We start from the raw sequence: 21827 nt of genomic DNA on the forward strand, positions 1-21827 counted from the left end.
CTGCGGTGCCGGAAGAGCCCTGCCAATGCCCGGACTGTCAGAGGTTCTACCGGGAGCATGACCGTTTAATCCGTGAGTTCCCAACGCTGCGCCAGCAGCAGGAGCTCAGCTGGGCAGCACTGCAATCCTTCCGAACCCTGTCGGGTCGTGTTCTCGAAGACCTTCAGAAGCAGCACGGCTCCCGTGCGGCCGAGGCTTCGTCAGCTCAGCCTCTCTCCGTCGCTGGAGGTGGTGAGGAGTCGTCTGATGCGCTTCAGCAGGCGATGGCTGACCTGGAGAACATCAATGCCCATCTGTTCTCGATTGAGGCTCTGATGGAGCGAGTCTTCGATGTGCGCGTTCCCGAAGAGATCGAGCAGAAATTCCGGGAACTGGCGGGTGAGCTGGCTCCCGATCCTCTGAATGTCGATCGGCTGCGGCTGAACCGTCTGCTGCATCAAACGCCCGACCTACCCGACCGCAGCTGACGCCGGCGTTTCGCTGTGGCGTCGGCAGAGGCGGGCGATCATTCCCTCCTCATCTGCTGGAATCACCACGGTGGTGAACTCTCCCCACCACCGAAGAGACTCGCTCAGTTCGTCATGAAGTTGTCGGTCGTGTTCGCCGATCCCTCCCGTGAGTGCCAGCACGTCCACTCCGCTGAGGCTTGCTGCCATTGAGCCGAGCAACTGCAGCAAGCGGTGACGGAATACCTCGAGGGCCCGGATGGCCCCGTTGTGGCCATGGGCAGCGGCCTCACGGATGTCACGCATGTCGCCGCTGAGGCCCGACAGCCCCTTCAATCCGGATTCCTTCTGCAGAATTCTGGCCATCTGGTCCTCGCTGTAACCCTCTCGCATCAGCTCCAGCAGCAGGCCTGGATCGATGCTCCCGGAACGGGTGGCCATCACCAGGCCCTCAAGCGGGGTGTAGCCCATTGTGGTGTCGATGCAGCGCCCCCCTTTCACGGCAGCCAGCGAGGCGCCGGCGCCGAGGTGGGCACTGATCAGCCGCAGCCTTGATGGGTCCCTGCCCTGACTGCGCCACTGCTCCGCGGCGGTTTCCGCCACATGCTGATGGTTGATGCCATGGAACCCGAAGCGGCGGAAGCCACGGCAGCGGAAGTTCTGGGGAATGGCATAGCTGTAGGCCGCCGCCGGCAGACTGCTGTGGAAGGCGGTGTCAAAGCAGGCCCACTGAGGCAGCTGCGGGGCCCAGCGCCGACTCCAGGCCAGGCCCTTCAGGGCTGGCGGATTGTGCAGTGGGGCCAGGGGAATCAGTTCCTCGAGGGTCGCTTCCACCTCTGGTGTGATTCGGGTCGGTGCCGTGAAGCGCTCACCTCCGTGCACCACCCGATGACCGATCAGGTTCACCTCCTGGCGAAGGGGTTCCAATTCCGGTGCCAGCCAGCTCTCCAGCACCTCATCGAGGGATTCACCCGCAGCGATGCTGCGGCTGCTGTGCCAGGGGGTGGTCCCGGTGGGATCCACCAGGGCCGCCTTGAGGCTGGAACTGCCTAGATTGATGACCAGGCAGAGGTCGGCCATCAGCGCACGTCGCAGGTGATTTCGACGTTCAGGGCCTCCACGTTCCAGATGTTCTTGCAGTACTCAGCGATGGAACGGTCGGAGGAGAAGAAGCCGGTTCGTGCTGTGTTCAGCAGCGACATGCGGTTCCAGTGCATCCGATCGGTCCAGGCGAGGCTGACCGCTTCCTGGGCGCGCAGATAGTCGGCGAAGTCCGCCATCACGAAGAAGGGATCGTTGCCGGTGAGGTTGTCCAGCAGAGGCCGGAACAGTTCGCCATCGCCATTGCTGAAGTGGCCCATTTCGATCAGGCGCAGGGCTTCCTGCAGCTCAGGGACGGCGGCGATGAAGTCGCCGGGACGGTAGCCCTGCTCCTTGAGAGCCTTGATTTCTTCGACGGTTTTGCCGAACAGGAAGAAGTTCTCGGCACCTACCAGCTCACGGATCTCCACATTGGCGCCGTCGAGGGTGCCGATGGTGAGGGCGCCATTCATCGCGAACTTCATGTTGCCGGTGCCGGAGGCTTCCTTGCCGGCGGTGGAGATCTGCTCCGAAAGATCGGAGGCGGGATACACCCGCTCCGACAGTTTCACGTTGTAATCCGGCAGGAACACCACACGCAGGCGTCCGTCCATGTCGGGATCGCTGTTGATCGTGTCAGCGATGCCATTGATGAAACGGATGATCAGCTTGGCCATGTAGTAGCCGGGAGCTGCCTTGCCGCCGAAGATCACCGTGCGAGGGGCCATGCCATCGGCCTGACCGTTCTTGATCCGCAGGTACTGGGTGATCACCTGCAGGGCGTTGAGGTGTTGGCGCTTGTATTCGTGAATGCGCTTCACCTGCACGTCGAACAGGGTGGAGGGATCTACCAGCACACCAGTGTTCTTGTGGATGTAGCCGGCCAGCTTGCGCTTCACAGACAGCTTGGTTTCGCCCCAGTGCTCGAGGAAGCCGTGGTCGTTCTGACGCTCCTCCAGCTTGCGCAGGTTCTCCATGTTGGAGATCCACTCCTCACCGATGTGCTCGTTGAGCAGGGTGGACAGCTCGGGATTGGCCAGGGCCACCCAGCGGCGGGGTGTGACGCCATTGGTGACGTTGGTGAATTTCTCGGGCCAGAGTTCGGCGAATTCCGGCAGCAGGTCGGTTTTCACCAGATCGGAGTGCAGCGCTGCCACACCATTCACGTGGTGGGCACCGATGGTCGCCAGGTGCGCCATGCGCACCGCCTTGCTGCCGTCTTCATCGATGATCGACAGCTTGCGCTGGATGGCGTCGTTGCCGGGGTAACGCAGACGCAGCTGCTGGAGGAACCGGCGGTTGATCTCGTAGATCAGCTCCAGGTGGCGGGGCAGCAGGCTGCTGAACAGGTTGAGGTCCCACTTCTCCAGGGCCTCCGGCAGCAGGGTGTGATTGGTGTAGGCGACGGAACGGGAGGTGATGTCCCACGCCTTCTCCCAATCCAGGTGACGGTCGTCGATCAGCAGGCGCATCAGCTCCGCCACCGCGATGGCCGGGTGGGTGTCGTTGAGCTGAACGGTCCAGTACTTGGGGAAGTCCTCCACGGACAGGCCTCGGTTGTCGAGGCTGCGCAGCATGTCCTGGAGGGAGCAGCTGACGAAGAAGTGCTGCTGCTTCAGACGCAGACGCCGGCCTTCATCGGTGCCGTCGTTGGGATAGAGCACCTTGGAGAGGGTTTCGCTGCCCACCTTCTCCTCAACGGCGCCGTAGTAATCGCCGATGTTGAAGGCGTAGAAGTCGAAGCTTTCGGTGGCGTCGGCGCGCCAGAGGCGCAGACGATCGCAGATGTTGACGCGATATCCCAGGACGGGCACGTCGTGGGGGATGCCGATGGCATGTTCGGCGGGGATCCAGCGGGAGCGGTAGCTGCCCTTGTCGTCGATGTAGCTCTCGGTGCGGCCACCGAAGCCGACGAAGCAGGCTTCATCGGGCTGGGGCAGTTCCCAGGGCCAGCCGCCCTTCAGCCACTTGTCGGTGATCTCCACCTGCCAGCCGTCGCGGATCAGCTGGTCGAAGATGCCGAATTCGTAGCGGATGCCGTATCCCGTGGCGGGGATCTTCAGGCTGGCGAGGGATTCCATGTAGCAGGCCGCCAGACGGCCGAGGCCGCCGTTGCCGAGTCCCGGCTCCTCCTCCACCTCCAGGATCTGCTGCAGCGACTCGATCCCGAAATTCCGCAGGGCCTCTTCGACCTCCTTCTGGATTCCCAGGTTGAGCAGGTTGTTGTTCAGCTGGGGGCCGATCAGGAATTCCGCGGAGAGATAGGCCACGGATTTCTGGGGGTGGGCCCGCATCGCCTCGGTGGTGGCGAGGTAACGCATCATCAGGCGATCCCGCACCGCATAGCTCAGAGCCATGTAGAGGTCATGGCGGCTGGCGGTGGGCGCGAGCTTGCCGAGCGTGAAGAACAGGTGCTCGGTCATGCCGTCGAACACGCTTTTGGCATCAAGCCCGGCGCGTTCGGGATCGTTGTAACAGCCAGGTGTCGGCAGACGCAGATCGAGGGGTTGGGAGGAGGTCATGGGAAAAGGCGTGTTTGAGAGGAACTCAGGCGAGGAGAGATAAAAGCGAGGTTTGGCTCAGCCGTTTCAGGCACCGTGGCCGAATTTCCAGCGCCAGTTGTTGATCTCGGGCGCATCCATGCCGTGGGTGTAGGCATGGTTGCGGTGCTTGTGGATCTCGTCCTTCATCCGCTCTTTGATGTGAGCGGCGCGGGAGCCGAGGCTCTCCACCCGATCGATCACATCGATCACCAGGTTGAATCGATCGATCTGGTTGCTGATGGCCAGTTCCAGGGGGGTGTTGATGTTTCCTTGCTCCTTGTAACCGCGAACGTGGAAGTTCGCATGGTTCGGTCTGCGATACGTGAGCCGGTGAATCAGCCACGGGTAGCCGTGGAAGTTGAAGATCACCGGGCGATCCGGTGTGAACAGATCCTCGAAATCGCAATCGCTGAGGCCGTGGGGATGTTCCGAGGAGGGGGACAGGGAGAACAGCTTCACCACGTTCACGTAGCGGATCTTCAGCTGCGGGATCTGTTCGCGCAGGATCTCGATGGCTGCCAGGCACTCCTTGGTGGGGATGTCTCCTGCCGAGGCCAGCACTACATCCGGTTCATCCATCTCGGTGCCGCAGTCGTCATTGCAGGCCCAATCCCAGATGCCGAGCCCTTTGGCCACGTGACGACGGGCCTGATCCAGGGTCAGGTACTGAAGATGTTTCTGCTTGTCGGAGACGATGATGTTGCAGACGTCGGTCTCGGTGAGGGCCTGCTCGGCGACGGCGAGAAGGCTGTTGGAGTCGGCAGGTAGGTAGACCCGGGTGATCGATCCCTTCTTGTTTCCGGCCAGGTCCATGAACCCTGGGTCCTGGTGGGTGAATCCGTTGTGGTCCTGCCGCCACACGGTGGAGGAGATCAGGCAGTTCCAGGGACCGATCGGTGCGCGCCAGGGGATCTCTTCGCAGTGCTCCAGCCATTTGCAGTGCTGGTTGTACATCGAGGAGATCACATGGGCGAAGGCTTCGTAGGTGTGGAAGAAGCCGTTGCGCCCGGTGAGCAGATAGCCCTCCATCATCCCGACCAGGGTGTGTTCGGAGAGCATTTCGATCACCGAACCGTCGCGGGACAGTTCACTGCCGTTCAGGTCCTCGGGGAGGAAATTGGCCATCCACACCTTCTTGGAGACCTCGTAGACGGCCTGAAGACGGTTGGAGTGGGTTTCGTCAGGTCCGAACAGCTTGTAGGCGCCGGGGTTCTCGCGAATGAGATCACGGATCACCTCGCCGAGCGGGTAGGTGTTCTCCGCCTCGACGGTGCCGGGCGTGTCCACATCGATGGCGTACTTCTCGATCGCCGGGAACAGCAGGTCCCGGCGCAGAACACCGCCGTTGGTGTGGGGGTTGCTGCCCATCCGGCGATCCCCGTTGGGGGAGAGGGCACGGATGTGCTCCTTGACGGCACCGTTCTCGTCGAACAGCTCCCAGGGGCGGTAGCTCTTCATCCAGTCCTCGAGCAGCTGCAGGTGTGCCTCGTTGGTCCGAACGTCGGCCACGGGCACCTGATGGGAGCGCCAGAAGTTCTCGATCTTCTTGCCGTCGACGTCCTGGGGACCGGTCCAGCCCTTGGGGGAACGCAGCACGATCATCGGCCAGCGGGGCCGGAAGGCTTCACCGCTGGTGCGGGCCTGCTCCTGCTGAGCGCGGATGTCGAGCACCGCCTGTTCGAAGGCCACCGCCATGTCGCGATGCATCGTCATCGGGTCCGCGCCCTCGACGAAAATCGGCGTCCAGCCGAACCCCTTCAGCAGGTTGTCCAGCTCCTCATGGTCGATGCGGCTGAGGATCGACGGGTTGGCGATCTTGTATCCGTTGAGGTGGAGGATCGGCAGGACGGCACCGTCCCGGATCGGGTTGATGAACTTGTTGATGTGCCAGCTGGTGGCCAGCGGGCCGGTTTCAGCCTCGCCGTCGCCGACGCAGGCGATCGTGATCAGCTCGGGGTTGTCGAGGATGGAACCGCAGGCATGCGACAGCACATAGCCCAGTTCACCTCCTTCGTGGATGGAGCCGGGCATCTCCGCGGTGCAGTGGCTGCCGATGTGCCCCGGGAAGGAGAACATCTTGAAGAACTTCTGCAGGCCTTTCTCGTCGAAGGACTTGTCCGGATAGCGCTCGCTGTAGCTGCCGTCGATGTAGACCGGTCCGCGGGCGCCGGGGGCGCCGTGACCGGGGCCTGACATGTAGATCATGCCCAGGTCGTATTTCCGGATCAGGCGGTTGGCATGGGTCCAGATGAAGGCCTGACCGGGGCTGGAGCCCCAGTGCCCGAGCAGGCGGGGCTTGATGTGCTCAGGCCGCAGGGGCTCCCGCAGCAGAGGGTTGCTCTGCAGGTAGATCATCCCGACGGCCAGGTAGTTGGCTGTACGCCAGTAAGCGTCAAGCAGCTGAAGCTCGTCGTCCGAGGGAGCGTTCACGGCGGCGAGGGCCTGCTGTTGATGAGGCGCGGTCGTCATGGAGTGTCAGGAAGGCAACACTTTTGGGAAACACCCACGGCCTCAGGCGCCGATCGGGCGCTGGGACCATGCGGTTCTCCGGAAAGTAGCCGTCACGTCCTGGGCTGCCCGAAAGCGACCCGACATCAGGGATCTATCCACACGATCCGGACCTTGGCAATCACCAGCGTCATCGGACACCGCCACTAAGGTCGGCTTGAGCCTTGCGCAGCACAATGCTGTTTCCTGCCCTGCTGAGTGAGATCAGCAGCCATGACCTTGAGGTGGCCGAAACGCTGGTCGGCGTACTCCGGTTCATTCTGATCTTCATCGCAGCGCGGACCCTCTCGGAGTTTCTGGTCCGTTTCGAGCTCCCAACGATTCTGGGTGAGCTGATGGCTGGTGTGATCATCGGCGCGTCCGGTCTGCATCTGCTGGTGCCTCCGGAGACCCAGGTGCATCTCAGTGCCGCCTTCAGTGATGTGGTGGGCGGCTTGGCCCACATCCCACCGGATGAGGTCCCCGAGATCTACAACGAATCATTTGGGGCGCTTAGTTCCGTTTCGAATCTGGGTCTGTATTCCCTGCTGTTCCTCGCCGGTCTCGAAAGCGAGTTGGAAGAACTGATGGCCGTGGGGGCTCAGGCCTTCTCCGTCGCTGTTGTTGGTGTGGTGCTGCCGTTTGCACTCGGCACCATCGGCCTGATGAGCATCTTCCACGTTGATGCGATTCAGGCGATCTTCGCTGGAGCCTCCATGACGGCGACGAGCATCGGGATCACCGCGAGTGTGTTCAGCGAACTGGGATATCTGCGAACCCGGGAGGGGCAGATCGTGATCGGTGCTGCAGTGCTCGACGACATTCTCGGGATCGTGATCCTGGCGATCGTGGTGTCTCTGGCTGCAGGAGGATCCCTCGACATCGGACCGATCGTGCAGCTTGTTTTGGCTGCCGTGGTGTTCGTGGCGGTGGCACTGTTGCTGAGTCAGAGGGCTGCTCCCGCCTTCGACTGGATGATCGATCAGCTCAAGGCTCCCGGATCCAAGCTCGTGGGGTCCTATCTGCTCCTGGGCGCGAGTTGCTTCGTGGCGACGGCCATCGGTCTGGAGGCTGCTCTCGGTGCCTTCGCGGCTGGATTGATCGCCAGCACATCGAAACACCGGCATGAGATCCAGGTGGCGGTCACGCCGATCGTCAGTCTCTTCGCCACGGTTTTCTTCGTGCTGGTGGGTGCCGGTATGGATCTCTCCGTGATCAATCCTTCCGATCCTTCCTCCCGTTCGGCGCTGGTGATCGCAGCGTTCATGTTCCTGGTGGCCATTGTCGGCAAGGTCGCCGCCGGTTGGGCAGTCTTCGGCAAGGAGAAGACGAACAACCTCGTGGTCGGCCTGGGCATGCTTCCCCGCGGAGAGGTGGGTCTGATTTTTCTTGGCCTGGGCACGGCGGCCAACCTGCTCACTCCCGGCCTCGAGGCGGCGATCCTGCTGATGGTGATCGGCACCACCTTCCTGGCTCCCGTTCTTCTCCGGATTGTGCTCAAGGGCAAGCCCCCGGAGGACGGGGACTCGGTGCCACAAGAGTTGGTAGCCGATCCGACGGCAGGTCCCTCGGTTCCCTGAATCCGCTCACCGCGTCAGTCGGACCCGTCTCCGGAACTGGACAGGGCAAGCAACAGACTCCAGCCGATGCCGATCAGAGCCAGGCTGGAGGCCCATCCCGGTCCGAGGGCCCAGCTCATCAGCAACTGGGCCACCAGCCCCACGGCCATCGCCAGCAGCAGGCTGCTGACCACTAGCGCGATCTGTTTCCACTGGTCCGAGAGCGCACTGTCCGAGAGGCTTGATTCGAAGCGACCCAGAGGTGCGCTCAGCGGTACGTAGAGGGCCAGTGCCCAGAACAGGGCTCCACGCCAGAGAACGGCATCCGTCAATGGTCCGCCGTATGCCTCCAGCCCTTGCATTCGCTGTTGAAAACTCCTGCCTAGCATCGCTGCTCTGATTGGCCGGCTGTGGAGAGCGTCACCTGGAGCCATCTCGGCCATCCCGTGCATGCGGTGGTGGATCGCCCTGATGAGCCTGATCCTGAGAGTCCGGCGCTGTTGCTGGTGCATGGCTTCGGCGCTTCAACGGACCACTGGCGTCACAACATTCCGGTTCTGGCCCGCAGTCATGACGTGCATGCTCTGGATCTGCTCGGGTTCGGCCGCAGCGCCAAGCCTGCGGGCCTGGCCTACGGCGGTGCCCTCTGGCGGGATCAGCTGGTGGCCTATGTGCGCCAGTGCATCGGTCGGCCGACGGTGATCGCCGGGAATTCCCTCGGAGGGTTCGCCGCCCTTGCGGCGGGAGCGGCTCTGAAACGGGAGTGCGCCGGGGTGGTGCTGCTCAATGCGGCCGGCCCTTTCAGCGATGAGCAAAAGCCCCCTCAGGGCTGGGGAGCTATCGCCCGCCAGTCGATCGGCAGTGCCCTGCTGAGCAGCCCCGTGCTGCAGCGTCTTCTGTTCGAAAATCTCAGGCGTCCCGCCACGATCCGCCGCACACTGCGGCAGGTGTACGTGGACCGCACCAATGTGGATGAGGCCCTTGTGGAGTCGATCCGCCGGCCTTCCCTGGACCCCGGAGCCTTCGGGGTGTTCCGGACCGTCTTCGATATCCCTCGCGGTCAGCCTCTGGATGAGCTCTTCGCTGAACTGACAGCTCCCCTGCTGCTGCTCTGGGGCATCCGGGATCCCTGGATCAATGCTCCCGGACGTCGTGCCACGTTCCAGCGTCATGCTCCGCCGTCCACGACGGAAGTGGTGCTGGAGGCGGGGCATTGTCCTCACGATGAGGTGCCCGATCAGGTCAATGGCGCTCTGCTCGACTGGCTCAGGAGACCTGAGGTGAGCCAGAGCACCGGCATGGTTGCTGGCCAGAGCTAGTTTCCAGCCACCTCAGCCGCCATGGCGGATGCCGATGACACTGACGCAGCAGACGGGCCCCTATTCCCACTGGGAATACATCCATCCCGAGAGCGGGGATCGTCTGCGGATCGTTCCCGAGCGAGGTGGCATCGTCACCGAGTGGCGCTGCGGCGAACGGGAGGTGCTCTATTTCGATCAGGAGCGTTATGCCGACCCCGGCAAGAGCATCCGTGGCGGCATCCCGGTGCTGTTCCCGATCTGCGGCAACCTGCCTGGCGATCTCCTGGAGGTGAGCGGCGTTGCGCACACCCTCAAGCAGCACGGTTTCGCGCGCAATCTTCCCTGGCAGCTTCAGCTGCTGGAGGATCAGAGCGGCGTGAGGCTCACCCTCAGCGACACCGCGGACACCCTCGCGGCCTATCCCTTTTCCTTCCTTGTGGAGATGGAGATCCGCCCGGTGGCTCAGGCCCTGGAGATCCACACCACGATCCAGAACCGCAGCGAGAGCGTCATGCCCTTCAGCTTCGGTCTGCACCCTTACTTCAACATCAGTGATCTGGCTCAGACCGATCTGGCCGGTCTGAATGAGCGCTGCCTCAACCATCTGGAGATGGCGGAGACGGACACCGCGTCTCAGCTGGGTCGTCTGCCGGACGGGGTGGATTTCCTCTGCCGTCCTGCCGGTCCGGTGACGCTGATTGATCGGACCAACGGCCAGCAGCTGCAGCTGCAGCATCAGGAGCCCATGGATCTGACGGTGATCTGGACGGAGCCTCCGCGTGCCATGGTCTGCGTCGAGCCCTGGACCGGCCCACGTCAGTCGCTGATCTCCGGTGATCGCAAGCTTGAGATCCAGCCCGGTGCCAGCTTTGCCCTCAGCTGCCGTTACGCCGTCTCCTGATAGACGCCTGGCAATCGTCCGCGGCAGAGTTGCTGGCGCGGATCGAACTGTCGCTTCACGGCTTCGATCACCGGACGTGCCGGGGCGTCGAGCCAGGCCGGCAAGCCGGCCTCCTGAGGTTGTTTGAGCACCGTCAGCTGGCCCCCGAGGTCGATCACCCTCCGGCGCAGGGCGTCGACCCGGTAGGGGGCCGTTGCTTCAGAGCACCAGCCATCACCGCAGCCTGCACCGGCGGCCAGATCCCACTGCCATCCCTTCAGCGCGAGGAGGGTCCCATCGCTGAGCAGCTGATGCAGGACGGCGGAGGGAAGGGCGACACGCACCAGCCAGGTCGGATCCATGCAGGGCAGGCCACTGTCCAGTGGATCGGCACCGGAGTGCCGTTCCGTCTTCAGCCGATGGCTCCCGGCGATCGCCTCGAGGCGCTTCATCTGGTCTTCCACCGCTTGATCCGACACGCTGCTGAGCAGCAGCCCCAGTTGCCAGTGGCCATCGCCACGGCTCTGCCAGTCGCAGCGTTCTGGGGTGAGGGTCGATCGCAGCAGTTCGGCGCGGAAGCTGTTCTGGGAGCTGAGGTCGCCGTGCAGGAGAAGAGTGGCGTGGGCTGGCCGGATCGGCTGCACCCGCAGGGTGAGTTCGGTGATCAGGGCCAGGCTGCCCCAGCTGCCGCAGAGCAGTTTCATCAGGTCGTATCCCGCCACGTTCTTGACCACCCGCCCTCCGGCACGGGCCTCCACACCGTCACTGCGCAGCAACGTGATGCCGATGATCTGATCGCGGACGCCAAGATGACGCTGCCTCAGGCCCCCTGCCAGCCCGCGGGCCACCAGACCGCCGATGCTGCCTTGAGCTTCTCCGCGCGGGTGGTCCAGAGGCAGCCACTGGCCGCGCTCCGCCAGCACAGCCTGCAGGTCGGCCAGGGGGTACCCGGCTTGCACCGTGATGGTGAGATCGTCCACGGCGTGGTCGATCACCCGGTTCAGACCGCGGCAGCTCAGCACCGGATGACTGGCATCCAGGGGCGGTCCCCAGTCCAGGCGTGTGCCGAGACCGCTGGGAATCCAGGGGGAGGCCGCATCGTGCCACTGGCGCACCAGGGCGATCAGCTCCTTGCGGGTGGCAGGGGAAGGAGGCACGGCACGATGGTGCCATGAAGGTTGTTGTGATCGACGACGACCCAACCGGCTCGCAGACGGTTCACAGCTGCCCTCTGCTGCTGCACTGGGACGTGGAGGACCTGCGGGAGGGGCTGCGTCACCCGTCCCCACTGCTGTTTCTGCTGGCGGACACCCGGGCGCTGACCGAGGAGGCTGCAGGGGAACGTAACCGCGAGATCGCTGCCAATCTCGATGCTGCCCTCAGCGCCGAGGGCCTCCAACGCAGCGATGTGCTGCTCGTGAGCCGTGGTGACTCCACCCTCCGCGGCCATGGAGTGCTGGAGCCTGCCGTTCTCGCGGAGTGCTTCGGACCCTTTGATGCCACCTTCCACGTGCCGGCTTTTCTGGAGGGTGGGCGCACCACGGTCAACGGAGTCCACCTGCTTCGGGGGGCGCCCGTTCACACCACGCCCTTCGCCTGCGACCGGCTGTTCGGTTACGGCACCAGCGATCTGCCCGGCTGGCTGGAGGAGAGAAGCCGTGGTTCCATCCACGCTGCCGATGTGGTGCGGATCAGCGGGCGGGAATTGGATGCCGCCTGCGGCAGCGGGTTGCCCAATCTGATCGAGCGGTTGCGGCAGCTGGTGGGAAATGCGGCGGTGGTGGTGGATGCTGAGCGTCTTCCCCAGCTGACCGCCTTCGCGGCAGCGGTGCGCAGTCTGGGCCGGGAGAAACGTTTCCTGTTCCGCTCTGCCGCCAGCCTGGTGAAAGCCCTGGCGGATCCAGGCCCCCAGCCCCTGGATGGTCCAGGCCTGGCGGCCTTGCGTCGCCGGGATGGTCGAGGCTGCCGATTGCCGGGACTGGTGATGGTCGGATCCCATGTGCCCCTTGCCGATCAGCAGCTGGCGTTGCTGCTCTCGGAAGAATCCTGCGTGCCCATCGAGCTTCCGGTGCCCCGCATTGCGAGAGTGCTGGAGGGTCCGACCTCTGATCTGCTGTTAGCGGATCTGGAACAGGTGTGGCGGGAGCAGCTTCAGCATGCGCTGGTCAGAGGGGCCACGCCGGTGCTGTTCAGCAGTCGTGGCGAAGTGTGCGGTGGCCGTGAGCGGCAGGATCGGCGGTTGTCGCGTGAGCTCGCCCGGCTGATGGCACGATTGGCATCGGCGATGGCTCCCTCCCTCGGCTACCTGATCAGCAAAGGGGGCACAACCACTCAGACCCTCCTCAGCGGAGGACTGGCCTTGCGTTCGTTGCATCTGGAGGGTCAGCTGCTGCCGGGTCTGTCTCTCGTGCGCCCGTCAGGCGGGCGGTTGCAACAGCTGCCGATCCTCACCTTTCCGGGCAACCTCGGCGATGCCGGCACCTTGCGGGAGGCCTGGCAGCGGATGCAGGCCGGCTGAGGCCGCCAGCAGTTCCATGGGGTGATGCACGCTGGCCCGCGCACCGAGATGCCGACGCAGTTGCAGGGTGCAGCCGATGTTGGCGCTCGCCACCAGATCGGCACCGGTGCTGCTGAGGTCGTCTGCCTTGATGCGCCCCAGTTCCGCCGCCTCCTGCGGTTGCACCAGGTTGTAGATGCCGGCGCTGCCGCAGCACACGCCAGCTTCCGTGGCTTCCCGGAGTTGCAGAGCGGGGATGTTGTGCAGCAACTCCCTCGGCTGAGCCTGGATCCCCTGCCCGTGAATCATGTGACAGGCGTCGTGGAAGGCGACCGTGATCCCCAGGGGTTGCAGGCGTCGGCGGAAGGGTTCGCTCAGGCCGTGTTCCGCCAGGAATTCGTGAACATCCAGAACGGGGGCCCGGAAGCGGGCATCACCCATCAGCAGCTCTCCATAGGCCTTCATCGTGTGGCCGCAGCCGGAGGCTGCCACCAGCACCGCATCGAGATCCCCCTCGATCGCGTTGAAGCTGCGCACCAGATCCGAGGCCAGCTGGCGGGTCAGCTCTAGTTCTCCCTGGTGATGACTCACGGCTCCGCAGCAGCCCTGGTCGGGAGGCAGCACCACCTCGAAGCCATTGGCCTGAAGCACCGCCACAGTGGCTTTGCTGACGGCGGGATCAAAGCAACGCTGCACACAGCCCAGCAGCAGCGCCACCCGCCCTCGTCGTTCGCCCGTGGCCGGGTTCAGCTGCGGAAGATGGTCGCTGTAGCTGTCGGCGGTCAGAGGGGGCAACAGCCGTTCCATGGCTTCGATCTGGGGACCGAACAGGCGGGTGAGTCCAGCTCGGCGGGCAAGCGCTTGAACTGGCGTTCCCGCATAGATCCGCAGGGGTTGCAGCAGGGCTCTCAGGCGGCTCGGGTACGGCAGCACCTGCAGCAGCAGACGCCGGAAGGCCACCTCCCATGGGCTGCGATGGCCGGCATTGATCAGCTTCGGACGGGTGTGCTCGATCAGCTGGTCGTAGCGGACGCCGGACGGACAGGCGCTGACGCAGGCAAAGCAGCCAAGGCACGTCTCGAAATGACTGGCAACACTGGCATCGAGCTCCAGCTCTCCAGCTTCGATCGCCCGCAGAGCATGAATGCGGCCACGGGGGGAATCCATCTCACTGGCCAGCACCCGGTAGCTGGCACAGGTGGGCAGGCAGAACCCGCAGTGGACGCATGGGTCGGCCGCACCGGCGGGGAGTCCCGGCAGGTTGACAGAGGCGCTCTGATCCGGCCTGGAGGACTGAGTCATGCTGCGATTCTGACGGAGCACTTTCTGTTCTGGGTTACTCTCAGCCCCACCCAGGCCTTGGATCAGGTCATCAGGACAAGAGTCAATGTGATGGCCGAGTCTTCATCTTCCAGGGTCAAGATTCATGTCGGGGTTTCACGTACAGGGACAACGGTTCTTCAGCGTTATGTCTTCCCTGAGCTGAGAAATCATCTCGTCTTTGCTAAGAAGCCATTCACATCTTCGATATCGTCATTGCCGGTCGGTTGGGATTCCAGGCTGCAGTTCGTCGACCATTGCTTGGAGAAACCTCTGCAACTCCGAAGCTCTTCAGAGCGTCATCATTTGGCGGGGAAAATCCTTTTTCCTGTTGCCATTGCCGCCAGCAGGCAGGACAGTCCTGATCAGTCTGTCTTCCGCCAATACCTGAGATGTGTTGTCCGTCAGATGATCGAAGAGTCGCAGCGTGATGGCCGTAAGCTGTTGATCTCAAGTGAGCGTTTGGCGCAGACAAACTTTTCCATTTGGGCCAAAAAACGTAACTTCTCTAAGTCCGTTGTACCGACCTTTCCTGTCTATGAATTGTGTCGTGCTTTTCTTGATGCTTCTGGCCAGAAGCCGCAGGTGATTGTGGTGCTCAGGGAGCCGATCTCCTATCTGCGTTCCAACTACATTCGGATGTGCGAAATGCGGAAGAAGCACGGGAATTCCTATCTTTCAGCTGATCGTTTCGTGTCACGTCAGGCGCGCTGTGAAAGGTCTCGTCCCGGGACCTCGGCGCTGACTGCTGCCATGCATCAATCCTTTTTGGATGCTCTGGAGACCGTTGCGGAGGTGAAGGCAGTTGGTTTCCGTGAGCAGATCGCCAACAGCGATCTGTGTGCCCTTTTCGGTCTGGAAGGTGAGCCGGGGTTCTCGTTCGCTCAGTTCCCCCGCGAAAACAGATTTACCGAGATGGCCGACGACGAGGCGACGATTGAACGGCTGATCATCGAGACGCTCGCGAAGGAAGGATTTCTGGACCGTCTCCGCGACGAACAGCGCTACACGTGACCGTCAGAACCTTGTGATGATGGCAGCACGATTGTCGATAGTTCTTTACACCGTCGATGTCTGCCCTGAGATTGTGTTTCAACACTGACTTGTTTGTTGGTATGAGGCTTACGATTGTTAAGAGGCTCCAAGGGGTGAACTTGACGTTCTATTCCTGCTTCTAAATGCGCAAATGAAGCCAAAAAGGGAAAAGGGGTATTATAGTGTTTGAAATTCAGTATTTGTAGCCAGCCAGCTCAATCTCACGTTTAAAAATTAGTCCAATTTTCGCAGCTTGATCATCATTTAGAATATCACGGTAATGCCTTTTGTCATTGCGGAATTGATTCTTGGCGGCTGGCAGCTTTGGATTGCCTGGAAGATTTAGCTCCTCAAATATTTGATTCACTTCCGTTTGAGCATTTTCATAGCGACACAGTCGATCGACAGCCAGCTTGCTGTTCAATGTATACATTTCTCGACTGCGTCTTGCGATGCCTTCAATTTTTGCGTTACTCAGGAAAGAATCGAGGCTTAATGGTTGAGACCTGTTTCGAATCTTCCAAAAATAGTGTGAGATCACGAGATCCCATGGATTTCGAACGAAGCAAAAGCGGAAATAGGCATCCCAGGCTCCTGGTCGTAGAAAATTTAAAATCTTTTCAGGGGTTATATGTGTATAATAGCCAACCTCTTTAAGTTTTTCGGATATCCAAAGGCCAGTCAGAGTTCGCTGTGTGAGAAGCGAAAGGTATCCCAATTTTTTGGACCAAGGTATGAAGTTTTTTGGCTTGGGATAACCAAGTTGCCTGCGGATTTCTTCGTCTTCCCCTAATGGCGTAATCACGTCTTGTTTGTTGCAGGCGCTTGACAATGCAATTCCTATTGCGGTTGATGCTGTTTTGCGGTTGGCGATAAAAATGAATCGTTGACTATGGCTAATAATCATTTATGAGTGCTGGTAATTGTTTGAGTTTCAGGCTTAGAAGTGGCTTATGATCGCGTCAGCGAATCCGCTGCAGCTCATTGGGTCCACCTGAGGTTCCATCAGTCGGGCCAGGTCGTAAGTGACTTGCTTGTCAGCAATGGCGGCACTGATGCCCTTGGTGACCAGATCAGCGGCCTCTTGCCAGCCCAGGAACTCGAGCATCATCACGCCACTCAGGATCACGGAGCCGGGGTTGATCCGGTCCAGGCCGGCATGCTTCGGCGCTGTGCCGTGGGTGGCTTCAAAGATGGCGGCGTTCTCGCCGATGTTGGCGCCGGGGGCCATGCCCAGGCCTCCCACCATCGCGGCCGCGGCATCGGAGATGTAGTCGCCGTTCAGGTTGAGCGTGGCGAGGATCGAATACTCCTGCGGCCGGGTCTGGATCTGCTGGAAGATGCTGTCGGCGATGCGGTCATCGACCAGCACCATGGCTTTCCACTTGCCACCACCGTGGCTTCTGCCGATGGCATCGATCACCGCCTGCACTTCGGCATCAATGTCGGCCTTTTTCTCCGGCGTGAGACTGTCGTAGCCCGGCTCGATCATGCGGGCGTTGGCCTGCACGCTCAGGTTCGGATCCTTCGCGAGGTTGCCGAGGATCCAGCTCTCCCGCTCGGTGATGCACACGTCGCGGAATTCGGTGGTGGCCAGCTCATAGCCCCAGTCGCGGAAGGCGCCTTCCGTGAATTTCATGATGTTGCCCTTGTGCACCAGGGTCACGTGGCGCTTGCTGCCCTCAAGGCGCAGAGCGTGCTGGATCGCCTTGCGGATGTGGCGCTGGCTGCCGTGCTTGCTCACCGGTTTGATGCCGATGCCTGATCCTTCCGGGATCTGGCGTTTGCCCAACTTGCCGTTGGCGGGGATCACCACCTCGTTGAGGTGCTTGCGCAGCTCCTGGCCGACGGCGTCATCGGCTTCCCACTCAACCCCCATATAAATGTCTTCGGTGTTTTCCCGGTAGACAATCACGTCCAGATCCTGGGGACGCTTGTGGGGGCTGGGGGTGCCCTCGTAGTAACGGCAGGGCCGCACGCAGGAATACAGATCAAAGATCTGCCGTAGCGCGACGTTCAGGGAGCGGATGCCGCCACCCACCGGGGTGGTGAGGGGGCCTTTGATGGCAACGCCATAGGCGCGAATCGCCTCGAGGGTGTCCTCTGGCAGATACTGATAGGTGCCGTAGAGGTCGCAGGCCTCATCGCCGGCGTAAACCTTGAACCACTCGATGGATTTGCTGCCGCCGTAGGCCTTGGCGACGGCGGCATCGAGCACCTTCTGGGTGGCGGGCCAGATGTCCACGCCCGTGCCGTCCCCGCGGATGAAGGGAATGATCGGGTTGTCGGCCACCACGGGCTGGCCGTTCTCGAAGCGAATCGGTGTGCCCTGGCTGGGGGCGGTGAGCTTCTCGAACTGGGCCATGGCGGTTGGTCGGGCGTCAGCAGGCCGAGCCTATGACTGAGCCGGGAGCCCTACGGTTCAGGCATCACAGCTGGGGAGGCATGGGCAGCGAGCAGCTCTGGGTGGTGGCGGCTTGCTTCAACGAAGAGGGCATCATCTGTCGCTTCATAGAGGCGGTCCTCCAGCTCGACGTTGTGGATCGACTCGTTCTGATCGATGACGGCTCTGGCGATGCCACGGTCTCGGTCATCCGTCAGTGGCAGGAGGCCCATCCCAGCGCTCCGCTGGTCTTGTTGGAGCTCACGCGCAACTTCGGCAAAGAAGCGGCGATGTTGGCCGGCCTCGACCATGCATCTGGACGCTGCGGGGCGGTGGTCTTGATCGATTCCGACCTGCAGCATCCACCGGAGCGGATTCCAGTGATGGTTGAAGCGTGGAGGCAGGGGGCCGAGGTGGTCACTGCTGTGCGGGATGACCAAGACGCCGAGTCTCTGGTGAAAGTGGCCACAGCCTCCTGGTTCTATCGGGTGTTCAATCGGCTGGTGGATTCGATTCAGCTGCAGGAGGGGGCCGGTGACTTCCGTTTGCTGAGTGCTCCGGTGGTGGCAGCGGTGACCCAGATGCGGGAAGCCACGCGTTTCTCCAAGGGGTTGATGCCCTGGACGGGATACCGCAGCGTGGAAATCCCGTACAGCCGCGTGGCACGTCCGGGGGGGGGCAGTTCCTGGAGCTCCTACAGGCTCTGGCGTTACGCCCTTGATGGCATCTTTTCCTTCTCCGTGAAGCCCCTCAAGGTGTGGGGGGTGATCGGTGTGCTGATTTCGCTGCTCAGCTTCCTCTACGCCGCGCTGATCGTTCTGCGCACCGTTGTCTTTGGGGTGGACCTGCCGGGCTATGCCTCACTGATCGTGGCGATTCTGTTTCTCGGTGGAATACAGCTGATCGGCATCGGTGTGCTCGGCGAATACATCGGCCGGATCTACATCGATGTGAAGAGGCGGCCGCACTATTTCATCCGCGCGGTGCACGAGTCCTGAGGGCCTGCCACTCCCGCTGCCTGTCCGGACTGCTGAAGAAGTCTGAGGACAGTTGGAATCCGTTGCGCTCCATGGCGGCAGCGTTTCCGGCCACTGCCGGATGGCTCAGCAGGAGATTGGGTGTGTCTCCTTCGCGCGTTGGTCTCCATGCCAGTCCCTGGAGGCACGCCTCGAGAGGGCGTCCCGTCATGCGTCCTGTGAACAGCACACCACTGAATGCGCCGTTGGTGCTGATGCCGGCTCGCTTCAGCCGGGGAATGGCCAGGCCGCTGAGCAGTTGCAGCACCAGCCACTTGAGCAGGCCTCCGCTGCGCAGCGCAGACCACCAGCAGGACAGGGGCAGATCTGTGGGCAGAGGCTCCCGTATGGTGCGAATCCAGGGGATCTGATGTTGTTCGGACCCTCTCAGCAGGCAGTCCAGAACGATGGGCGTCAGGTGGATGTGTTGGTGGCCGTCAAGCGGAATGCGTCGCTGTCCGGTGAGTGTCCGGAAGCGGTGGATCTGATGGTCGATGGCTCGTTCCAGTTGCGGCAGGAATCGTTGGCGACGCGCGGGCAGCAGTGATGCCAGCAGCAACGTTCCGAAGCTCGCCGGTAGATCCGGACAGCCTTCCAAGCCTGGGCCTTCCGTCAGGCAGAGATGCAGGCAGAGTCCCGTCGCGCCGGGCAGCGTCCGCCAGGCGGCGGCGGCCTCCTGTGCTGATGTCCCATCCACCAGCAGGCTGGCGCCTTGCAGTTGACCGCTTGTCGCAAGGCTCAGGATGGCTTCGTTCACCTCCGGGGCCAGACCGAGGTCGTCTGCATGAATCAGGGCAGGCACGGCTTGGGTGTGACGCTGTCGCTGGCTGAAGCGAGCAGCCCGGCTCCAGATCAGGGCATTCAGCACTGTGGGGGTGAACACCAGCAGCAGGGTGCGCCATGCCGGATGGGCCCAGTCCTTCAGCAGCAGTGGCAACAGGGCGCAGACGCTCAGATTGATGCCGTACTGGAGGATCAGCCAGCGGCGGGCAAAGCGACGACCACCGGTCTCCTCCCGGAAGGTCACCAGAGCATGGCCGAGATAACCCGCCACAGAAGCGGCCAGAAAAGCGAGAGGGTTGGCCAGCCAGCTGGGAATCACCATCTCAAGGCTGATCAGCACGGCGAGATGCACACCTGCCGTCACAGCACCCACTGCTCCGTAGCGCCCCAGGCGCCGGAGCAGCGCCGCGGTTCTCATCGGCGGGGCGCTGAGGCCTGTCGCCGGAGCAGCGTCTCAATCAACGTCCAGGCCCGTGCGTCGTAGGCCTGAACGAAGTCATTGAAGCTCTGTGCGGCCTCCGAATCCGCCCCATCCGAGATCACACGCAGAACCAACCAGGGAACGTTCTCCTGTTCGGCCACCTGCGCCACCGCGGCACCTTCCATTTCCACGGCCTGCAGTTCGGGCAGGGCGTCGCGCAGGGCTGCGATCACAGCGGCATCTCCGATGAACTGATCACCGGTTCCGATCAACCCTCGCTTGGGCCGGCCGAATCCCTGGAGTGCACCGGAGGAGTGGCTCTGTTCAAGAGCGTTGAGTGCCCAGTGAAACCAGGTTTCCTGGGGTGCCAAAACGGCCCGGTTCAGCGGTGGCACCACGAATCTCGGCAGGATCGGTCGCACGTCCAGATCGTGCTGGACAACCGAATCGGCCAGCACCACATCCCATTGCTGCAGGGCTGGGTCCGCACCACCGGCGACTCCGGTGAACAGAAGCAGATCGATCGGCGCCTCTGAGGAAGCTGAGGCGAGCACACGGGTGGCGGTGCGAGCAGCGCAGACCTTGCCCCAACCACTCCAGGCCAGCGTCAAGAGCACCGGCGTCCCGCCATCCCCCTGCCATTCGCCGCGATGAATCACCAGATCGCCGAAGGTTTCGCGACTCAGGTTGTTCAGATGAGCCAGATCAGAACCGATCTCCTCCGGCATGGCCCCAAGCAGACCGAGATGGAGAGGGCGTTCCATGATCGACACGAATTGCTGTCACCGTAACGGCGGGCCAGGGAGGATCCGTGCAGGATTGGCTGAGGTGTGACGTCAGTCGTGAACGCAGGTGAAACGGTGTGCAGCGTGGAGCAGGCCCGGGTCATCGCCTCCGCAGTGACTCTGGTGCGGCGACATTTTCCTGCCGCCAAGGAAAATCTGCGTCCGTGGAGGGATGACGCCCTGACACGTCAGTGGAGCGAACCTGAGTCGATCGATCTCTCCTTTCACTTCCCGGGCTGGAGCCCGCGGCTGCAATGCCGCAGCCTGCTGATGCAGCTTCGTCTCAGCAGGCGTGAAGCCGATCAGCCAGGTCACCTGCTGGGTGTGCTGATGCGCGGCATGACCTACGACGGCGAGCGCTGGCGACTGGCGACCGTCGGTGATTGGCAGCCCGCAGGGTCCCATCTCCCCCAGCCGGATCAGGTGCAATGCCTGCGCCAGATCTGTCAGGACCTGTTCGTTTTGTTTTCAGCGGGCGCATCTGATGAGGCTGCCCCGTAACCCTTCGCAACTCAGACGGTCGCTGGTTGGATATCTCCTAATAAGGTCGAGGAATAGCTAAACCACAGGCTGATCATGTCCGTCACACTGGCTGCACAGCTTCGTGAAGGCACGAAGAAATCGCACACCATGGCCGAGAACACCGGCTTCGTGAGCTGCTTCCTCAAGGGTGTCGTAGACAAATCCAGCTATCGCAAGCTTGTTGCAGACCTCTACTTCGTCTACGAGGCGATGGAAGAGGAGATCGACAAGCTGGGCGATCATCCGATTGTTGGGCCGATTGGCAAGAAAGAGCTCAACCGTCGCGAATCTCTCGAGCAAGACCTCACCTATTACTTCGGTGCGGGTTGGAAAGAGCAGATTCAACCGTCCCCGTCCGCAGCGACTTACGTTGAACGGATTCATGCCGTAGCGAAGGACTCCCCTGAGCTCTTGGTTGGCCATCACTACACCCGTTATCTCGGTGATCTCTCTGGTGGTCAGATTCTCAAGAACATCGCTCAGAAAGCGATGAATATGGATGGCGATGATGGGCTTCGTTTCTACGTCTTTGATGACATCGCCGATGAGAAGGCGTTCAAAACCGCCTATCGCGCCGCGATGGATGAGCTGCCCATCGATCAGTCCACAGCGGATCGGATCGTCGAGGAAGCCAACCACGCCTTCCACCTGAACATGAACATGTTCAAGGAGCTGGAGGGAAATCTGGTTGCAGCGATCGGCAAGGTGCTGTTCGGTTTCCTGACCCGTCGGCAGCGCACCGGCAGCACGGAGGCGGCAACCGCCTGAA

The 21827-nt window shown here is 62.1% G+C and carries 19 protein-coding genes; 9 read left to right on the top strand and 10 right to left on the bottom strand.

Annotated elements, in window-relative coordinates; genetic code table 11:
* The first annotated feature begins 5 nt into the window (after positions 1-5).
* Positions 6-467, top strand: coding sequence for a hypothetical protein (locus tag SynA15127_RS00815; RefSeq protein WP_186485507.1), 462 nt, complete (start codon positions 6-8; stop codon positions 465-467).
* Here SynA15127_RS00815 and SynA15127_RS00820 read toward each other — a convergent pair.
* From SynA15127_RS00820 to SynA15127_RS00830, 3 genes are all read right to left on the bottom strand, one after another.
* Complete coding sequence (locus SynA15127_RS00820; RefSeq protein WP_186484632.1) at positions 450-1526, bottom strand: acetate/propionate family kinase; 1077 nt, start codon at positions 1524-1526, stop codon at positions 450-452. The two genes, SynA15127_RS00815 and SynA15127_RS00820, sit on opposite strands and share 18 nt — an antisense overlap.
* Positions 1526-4048 carry a glycogen/starch/alpha-glucan phosphorylase gene (locus SynA15127_RS00825; protein WP_186484633.1) on the bottom strand — a complete coding sequence of 841 codons (2523 nt, stop codon included), beginning with the start codon at positions 4046-4048 and terminating at the stop codon, positions 1526-1528. The genes SynA15127_RS00820 and SynA15127_RS00825 overlap by 1 nt, the downstream gene beginning before the upstream one ends.
* A 66-nt stretch (positions 4049-4114) precedes the next feature.
* A complete protein-coding gene (locus tag SynA15127_RS00830) occupies positions 4115-6538 on the bottom strand; it encodes a phosphoketolase (RefSeq protein WP_186484634.1) in 2424 nt (807 codons plus the stop codon).
* Positions 6539-6753: 215 nt separating this feature from the next.
* On the opposite strand from SynA15127_RS00830, the gene SynA15127_RS00835 reads away from it, so the two are divergent.
* Positions 6754-8136, top strand: coding sequence for a cation:proton antiporter (locus SynA15127_RS00835; protein ID WP_186484635.1), 1383 nt, complete (start codon positions 6754-6756; stop codon positions 8134-8136).
* Between the two features lie 14 nt (positions 8137-8150).
* On the opposite strand, the gene SynA15127_RS00840 is transcribed toward SynA15127_RS00835, so the two are convergent.
* Positions 8151-8477 carry a hypothetical protein gene (locus SynA15127_RS00840; RefSeq protein ID WP_186484636.1) on the bottom strand — a complete coding sequence of 109 codons (327 nt, stop codon included), beginning with the start codon at positions 8475-8477 and terminating at the stop codon, positions 8151-8153.
* A gap of 48 nt (positions 8478-8525) precedes the next feature.
* Between SynA15127_RS00840 and SynA15127_RS00845 the strand changes: the two genes are divergently transcribed.
* Together SynA15127_RS00845 and SynA15127_RS00850 are read left to right on the top strand one after the other, a co-directional pair.
* Complete coding sequence (locus SynA15127_RS00845; protein ID WP_186484637.1) at positions 8526-9434, top strand: alpha/beta fold hydrolase; 909 nt, start codon at positions 8526-8528, stop codon at positions 9432-9434.
* 28 nt (positions 9435-9462) lie between these two features.
* Positions 9463-10317, top strand: coding sequence for a galactose mutarotase (locus SynA15127_RS00850; RefSeq protein ID WP_186484638.1), 855 nt, complete (start codon positions 9463-9465; stop codon positions 10315-10317).
* Here SynA15127_RS00850 and SynA15127_RS00855 read toward each other — a convergent pair.
* Positions 10302-11453: an FAD-binding oxidoreductase gene (locus tag SynA15127_RS00855; protein WP_186484639.1), complete on the bottom strand. Its 1152-nt coding sequence runs from the start codon at positions 11451-11453 to the stop codon at positions 10302-10304. The genes SynA15127_RS00850 and SynA15127_RS00855 overlap by 16 nt on opposite strands.
* Positions 11454-11467: 14 nt before the next feature.
* Here SynA15127_RS00855 and SynA15127_RS00860 point away from each other — a divergent pair, with 14 nt between their 5' ends.
* Entirely contained in the window at positions 11468-12814 is a 1347-nt protein-coding gene (locus tag SynA15127_RS00860) for a four-carbon acid sugar kinase family protein (protein ID WP_186484640.1), read from the top strand.
* Here SynA15127_RS00860 and SynA15127_RS00865 read toward each other — a convergent pair.
* On the bottom strand, positions 12713-14095 hold the full coding sequence (locus SynA15127_RS00865) for a (Fe-S)-binding protein (protein WP_186484641.1): 1383 nt from the start codon (positions 14093-14095) through the stop codon (positions 12713-12715). The genes SynA15127_RS00860 and SynA15127_RS00865 overlap by 102 nt on opposite strands.
* Before the next feature lie 57 nt (positions 14096-14152).
* Between SynA15127_RS00865 and SynA15127_RS00870 the strand changes: the two genes are divergently transcribed.
* A complete protein-coding gene (locus SynA15127_RS00870; protein WP_186484642.1) occupies positions 14153-15127 on the top strand; it encodes a hypothetical protein in 975 nt (324 codons plus the stop codon).
* 214 nt (positions 15128-15341) lie between these two features.
* On the opposite strand, the gene SynA15127_RS00875 is transcribed toward SynA15127_RS00870, so the two are convergent.
* Both SynA15127_RS00875 and SynA15127_RS00880 read right to left on the bottom strand, forming a co-directional pair.
* Positions 15342-16055 (bottom strand): sulfotransferase family 2 domain-containing protein, encoded by a 714-nt coding sequence (locus SynA15127_RS00875; protein WP_186484643.1) that lies wholly within the window; start codon positions 16053-16055, stop codon positions 15342-15344.
* A 33-nt stretch (positions 16056-16088) separates the two neighbouring features.
* Positions 16089-17513: an NADP-dependent isocitrate dehydrogenase gene (locus SynA15127_RS00880; protein WP_186484644.1), complete on the bottom strand. Its 1425-nt coding sequence runs from the start codon at positions 17511-17513 to the stop codon at positions 16089-16091.
* 80 nt (positions 17514-17593) lie between these two features.
* On the opposite strand from SynA15127_RS00880, the gene SynA15127_RS00885 reads away from it, so the two are divergent.
* On the top strand, positions 17594-18529 hold the full coding sequence (locus SynA15127_RS00885) for a glycosyltransferase family 2 protein (RefSeq protein WP_186485508.1): 936 nt from the start codon (positions 17594-17596) through the stop codon (positions 18527-18529).
* On the opposite strand, the gene SynA15127_RS00890 is transcribed toward SynA15127_RS00885, so the two are convergent.
* A complete protein-coding gene (locus SynA15127_RS00890) occupies positions 18504-19748 on the bottom strand; it encodes a ChbG/HpnK family deacetylase (protein WP_186484645.1) in 1245 nt (414 codons plus the stop codon). The genes SynA15127_RS00885 and SynA15127_RS00890 overlap by 26 nt on opposite strands.
* Positions 19745-20515: a 5'-methylthioadenosine/adenosylhomocysteine nucleosidase gene (locus tag SynA15127_RS00895; RefSeq protein WP_186484646.1), complete on the bottom strand. Its 771-nt coding sequence runs from the start codon at positions 20513-20515 to the stop codon at positions 19745-19747. The genes SynA15127_RS00890 and SynA15127_RS00895 overlap by 4 nt, the downstream gene beginning before the upstream one ends.
* Positions 20516-20593: 78 nt before the next feature.
* Here SynA15127_RS00895 and SynA15127_RS00900 point away from each other — a divergent pair, with 78 nt between their 5' ends.
* Together SynA15127_RS00900 and SynA15127_RS00905 are read left to right on the top strand one after the other, a co-directional pair.
* Positions 20594-21037, top strand: coding sequence for a hypothetical protein (locus SynA15127_RS00900; RefSeq protein ID WP_186485509.1), 444 nt, complete (start codon positions 20594-20596; stop codon positions 21035-21037).
* Between the two features lie 75 nt (positions 21038-21112).
* The gene (locus SynA15127_RS00905) at positions 21113-21826 is read left to right on the top strand and encodes a heme oxygenase (biliverdin-producing) (RefSeq protein WP_186484647.1); all 714 of its coding nucleotides are present in this window, start codon (positions 21113-21115) and stop codon (positions 21824-21826) included.
* Position 21827: the final 1 nt, after the last annotated feature.

The sequence above is a fragment of the Synechococcus sp. A15-127 genome (assembly GCF_014280215.1).
Classification (GTDB): domain Bacteria; phylum Cyanobacteriota; class Cyanobacteriia; order PCC-6307; family Cyanobiaceae; genus Parasynechococcus.

What these genes read in the sequence shown, in the direction of transcription:
- SynA15127_RS00820 (WP_186484632.1), bottom strand. Translation starts at nt 1,526, where the DNA reads ATGGCCGACCTCTGCCTGGTCATCAATCTAGGCAGTTCCAGCCTCAAG.
- SynA15127_RS00825 (WP_186484633.1), bottom strand. Translation starts at nt 4,048, where the DNA reads ATGACCTCCTCCCAACCCCTCGATCTGCGTCTGCCGACACCTGGCTGT.
- SynA15127_RS00830 (WP_186484634.1), bottom strand. Translation starts at nt 6,538, where the DNA reads ATGACGACCGCGCCTCATCAACAGCAGGCCCTCGCCGCCGTGAACGCT.
- SynA15127_RS00835 (WP_186484635.1), top strand. Translation starts at nt 6,754, where the DNA reads ATGCTGTTTCCTGCCCTGCTGAGTGAGATCAGCAGCCATGACCTTGAG.
- SynA15127_RS00840 (WP_186484636.1), bottom strand. Translation starts at nt 8,477, where the DNA reads ATGCAAGGGCTGGAGGCATACGGCGGACCATTGACGGATGCCGTTCTC.
- SynA15127_RS00850 (WP_186484638.1), top strand. Translation starts at nt 9,463, where the DNA reads ATGCCGATGACACTGACGCAGCAGACGGGCCCCTATTCCCACTGGGAA.
- SynA15127_RS00860 (WP_186484640.1), top strand. Translation starts at nt 11,468, where the DNA reads ATGAAGGTTGTTGTGATCGACGACGACCCAACCGGCTCGCAGACGGTT.
- SynA15127_RS00865 (WP_186484641.1), bottom strand. Translation starts at nt 14,095, where the DNA reads ATGACTCAGTCCTCCAGGCCGGATCAGAGCGCCTCTGTCAACCTGCCG.
- SynA15127_RS00875 (WP_186484643.1), bottom strand. Translation starts at nt 16,055, where the DNA reads ATGATTATTAGCCATAGTCAACGATTCATTTTTATCGCCAACCGCAAA.
- SynA15127_RS00880 (WP_186484644.1), bottom strand. Translation starts at nt 17,513, where the DNA reads ATGGCCCAGTTCGAGAAGCTCACCGCCCCCAGCCAGGGCACACCGATT.
- SynA15127_RS00885 (WP_186485508.1), top strand. Translation starts at nt 17,594, where the DNA reads ATGGGCAGCGAGCAGCTCTGGGTGGTGGCGGCTTGCTTCAACGAAGAG.
- SynA15127_RS00890 (WP_186484645.1), bottom strand. Translation starts at nt 19,748, where the DNA reads ATGAGAACCGCGGCGCTGCTCCGGCGCCTGGGGCGCTACGGAGCAGTG.
- SynA15127_RS00895 (WP_186484646.1), bottom strand. Translation starts at nt 20,515, where the DNA reads ATGGAACGCCCTCTCCATCTCGGTCTGCTTGGGGCCATGCCGGAGGAG.
- SynA15127_RS00905 (WP_186484647.1), top strand. Translation starts at nt 21,113, where the DNA reads ATGTCCGTCACACTGGCTGCACAGCTTCGTGAAGGCACGAAGAAATCG.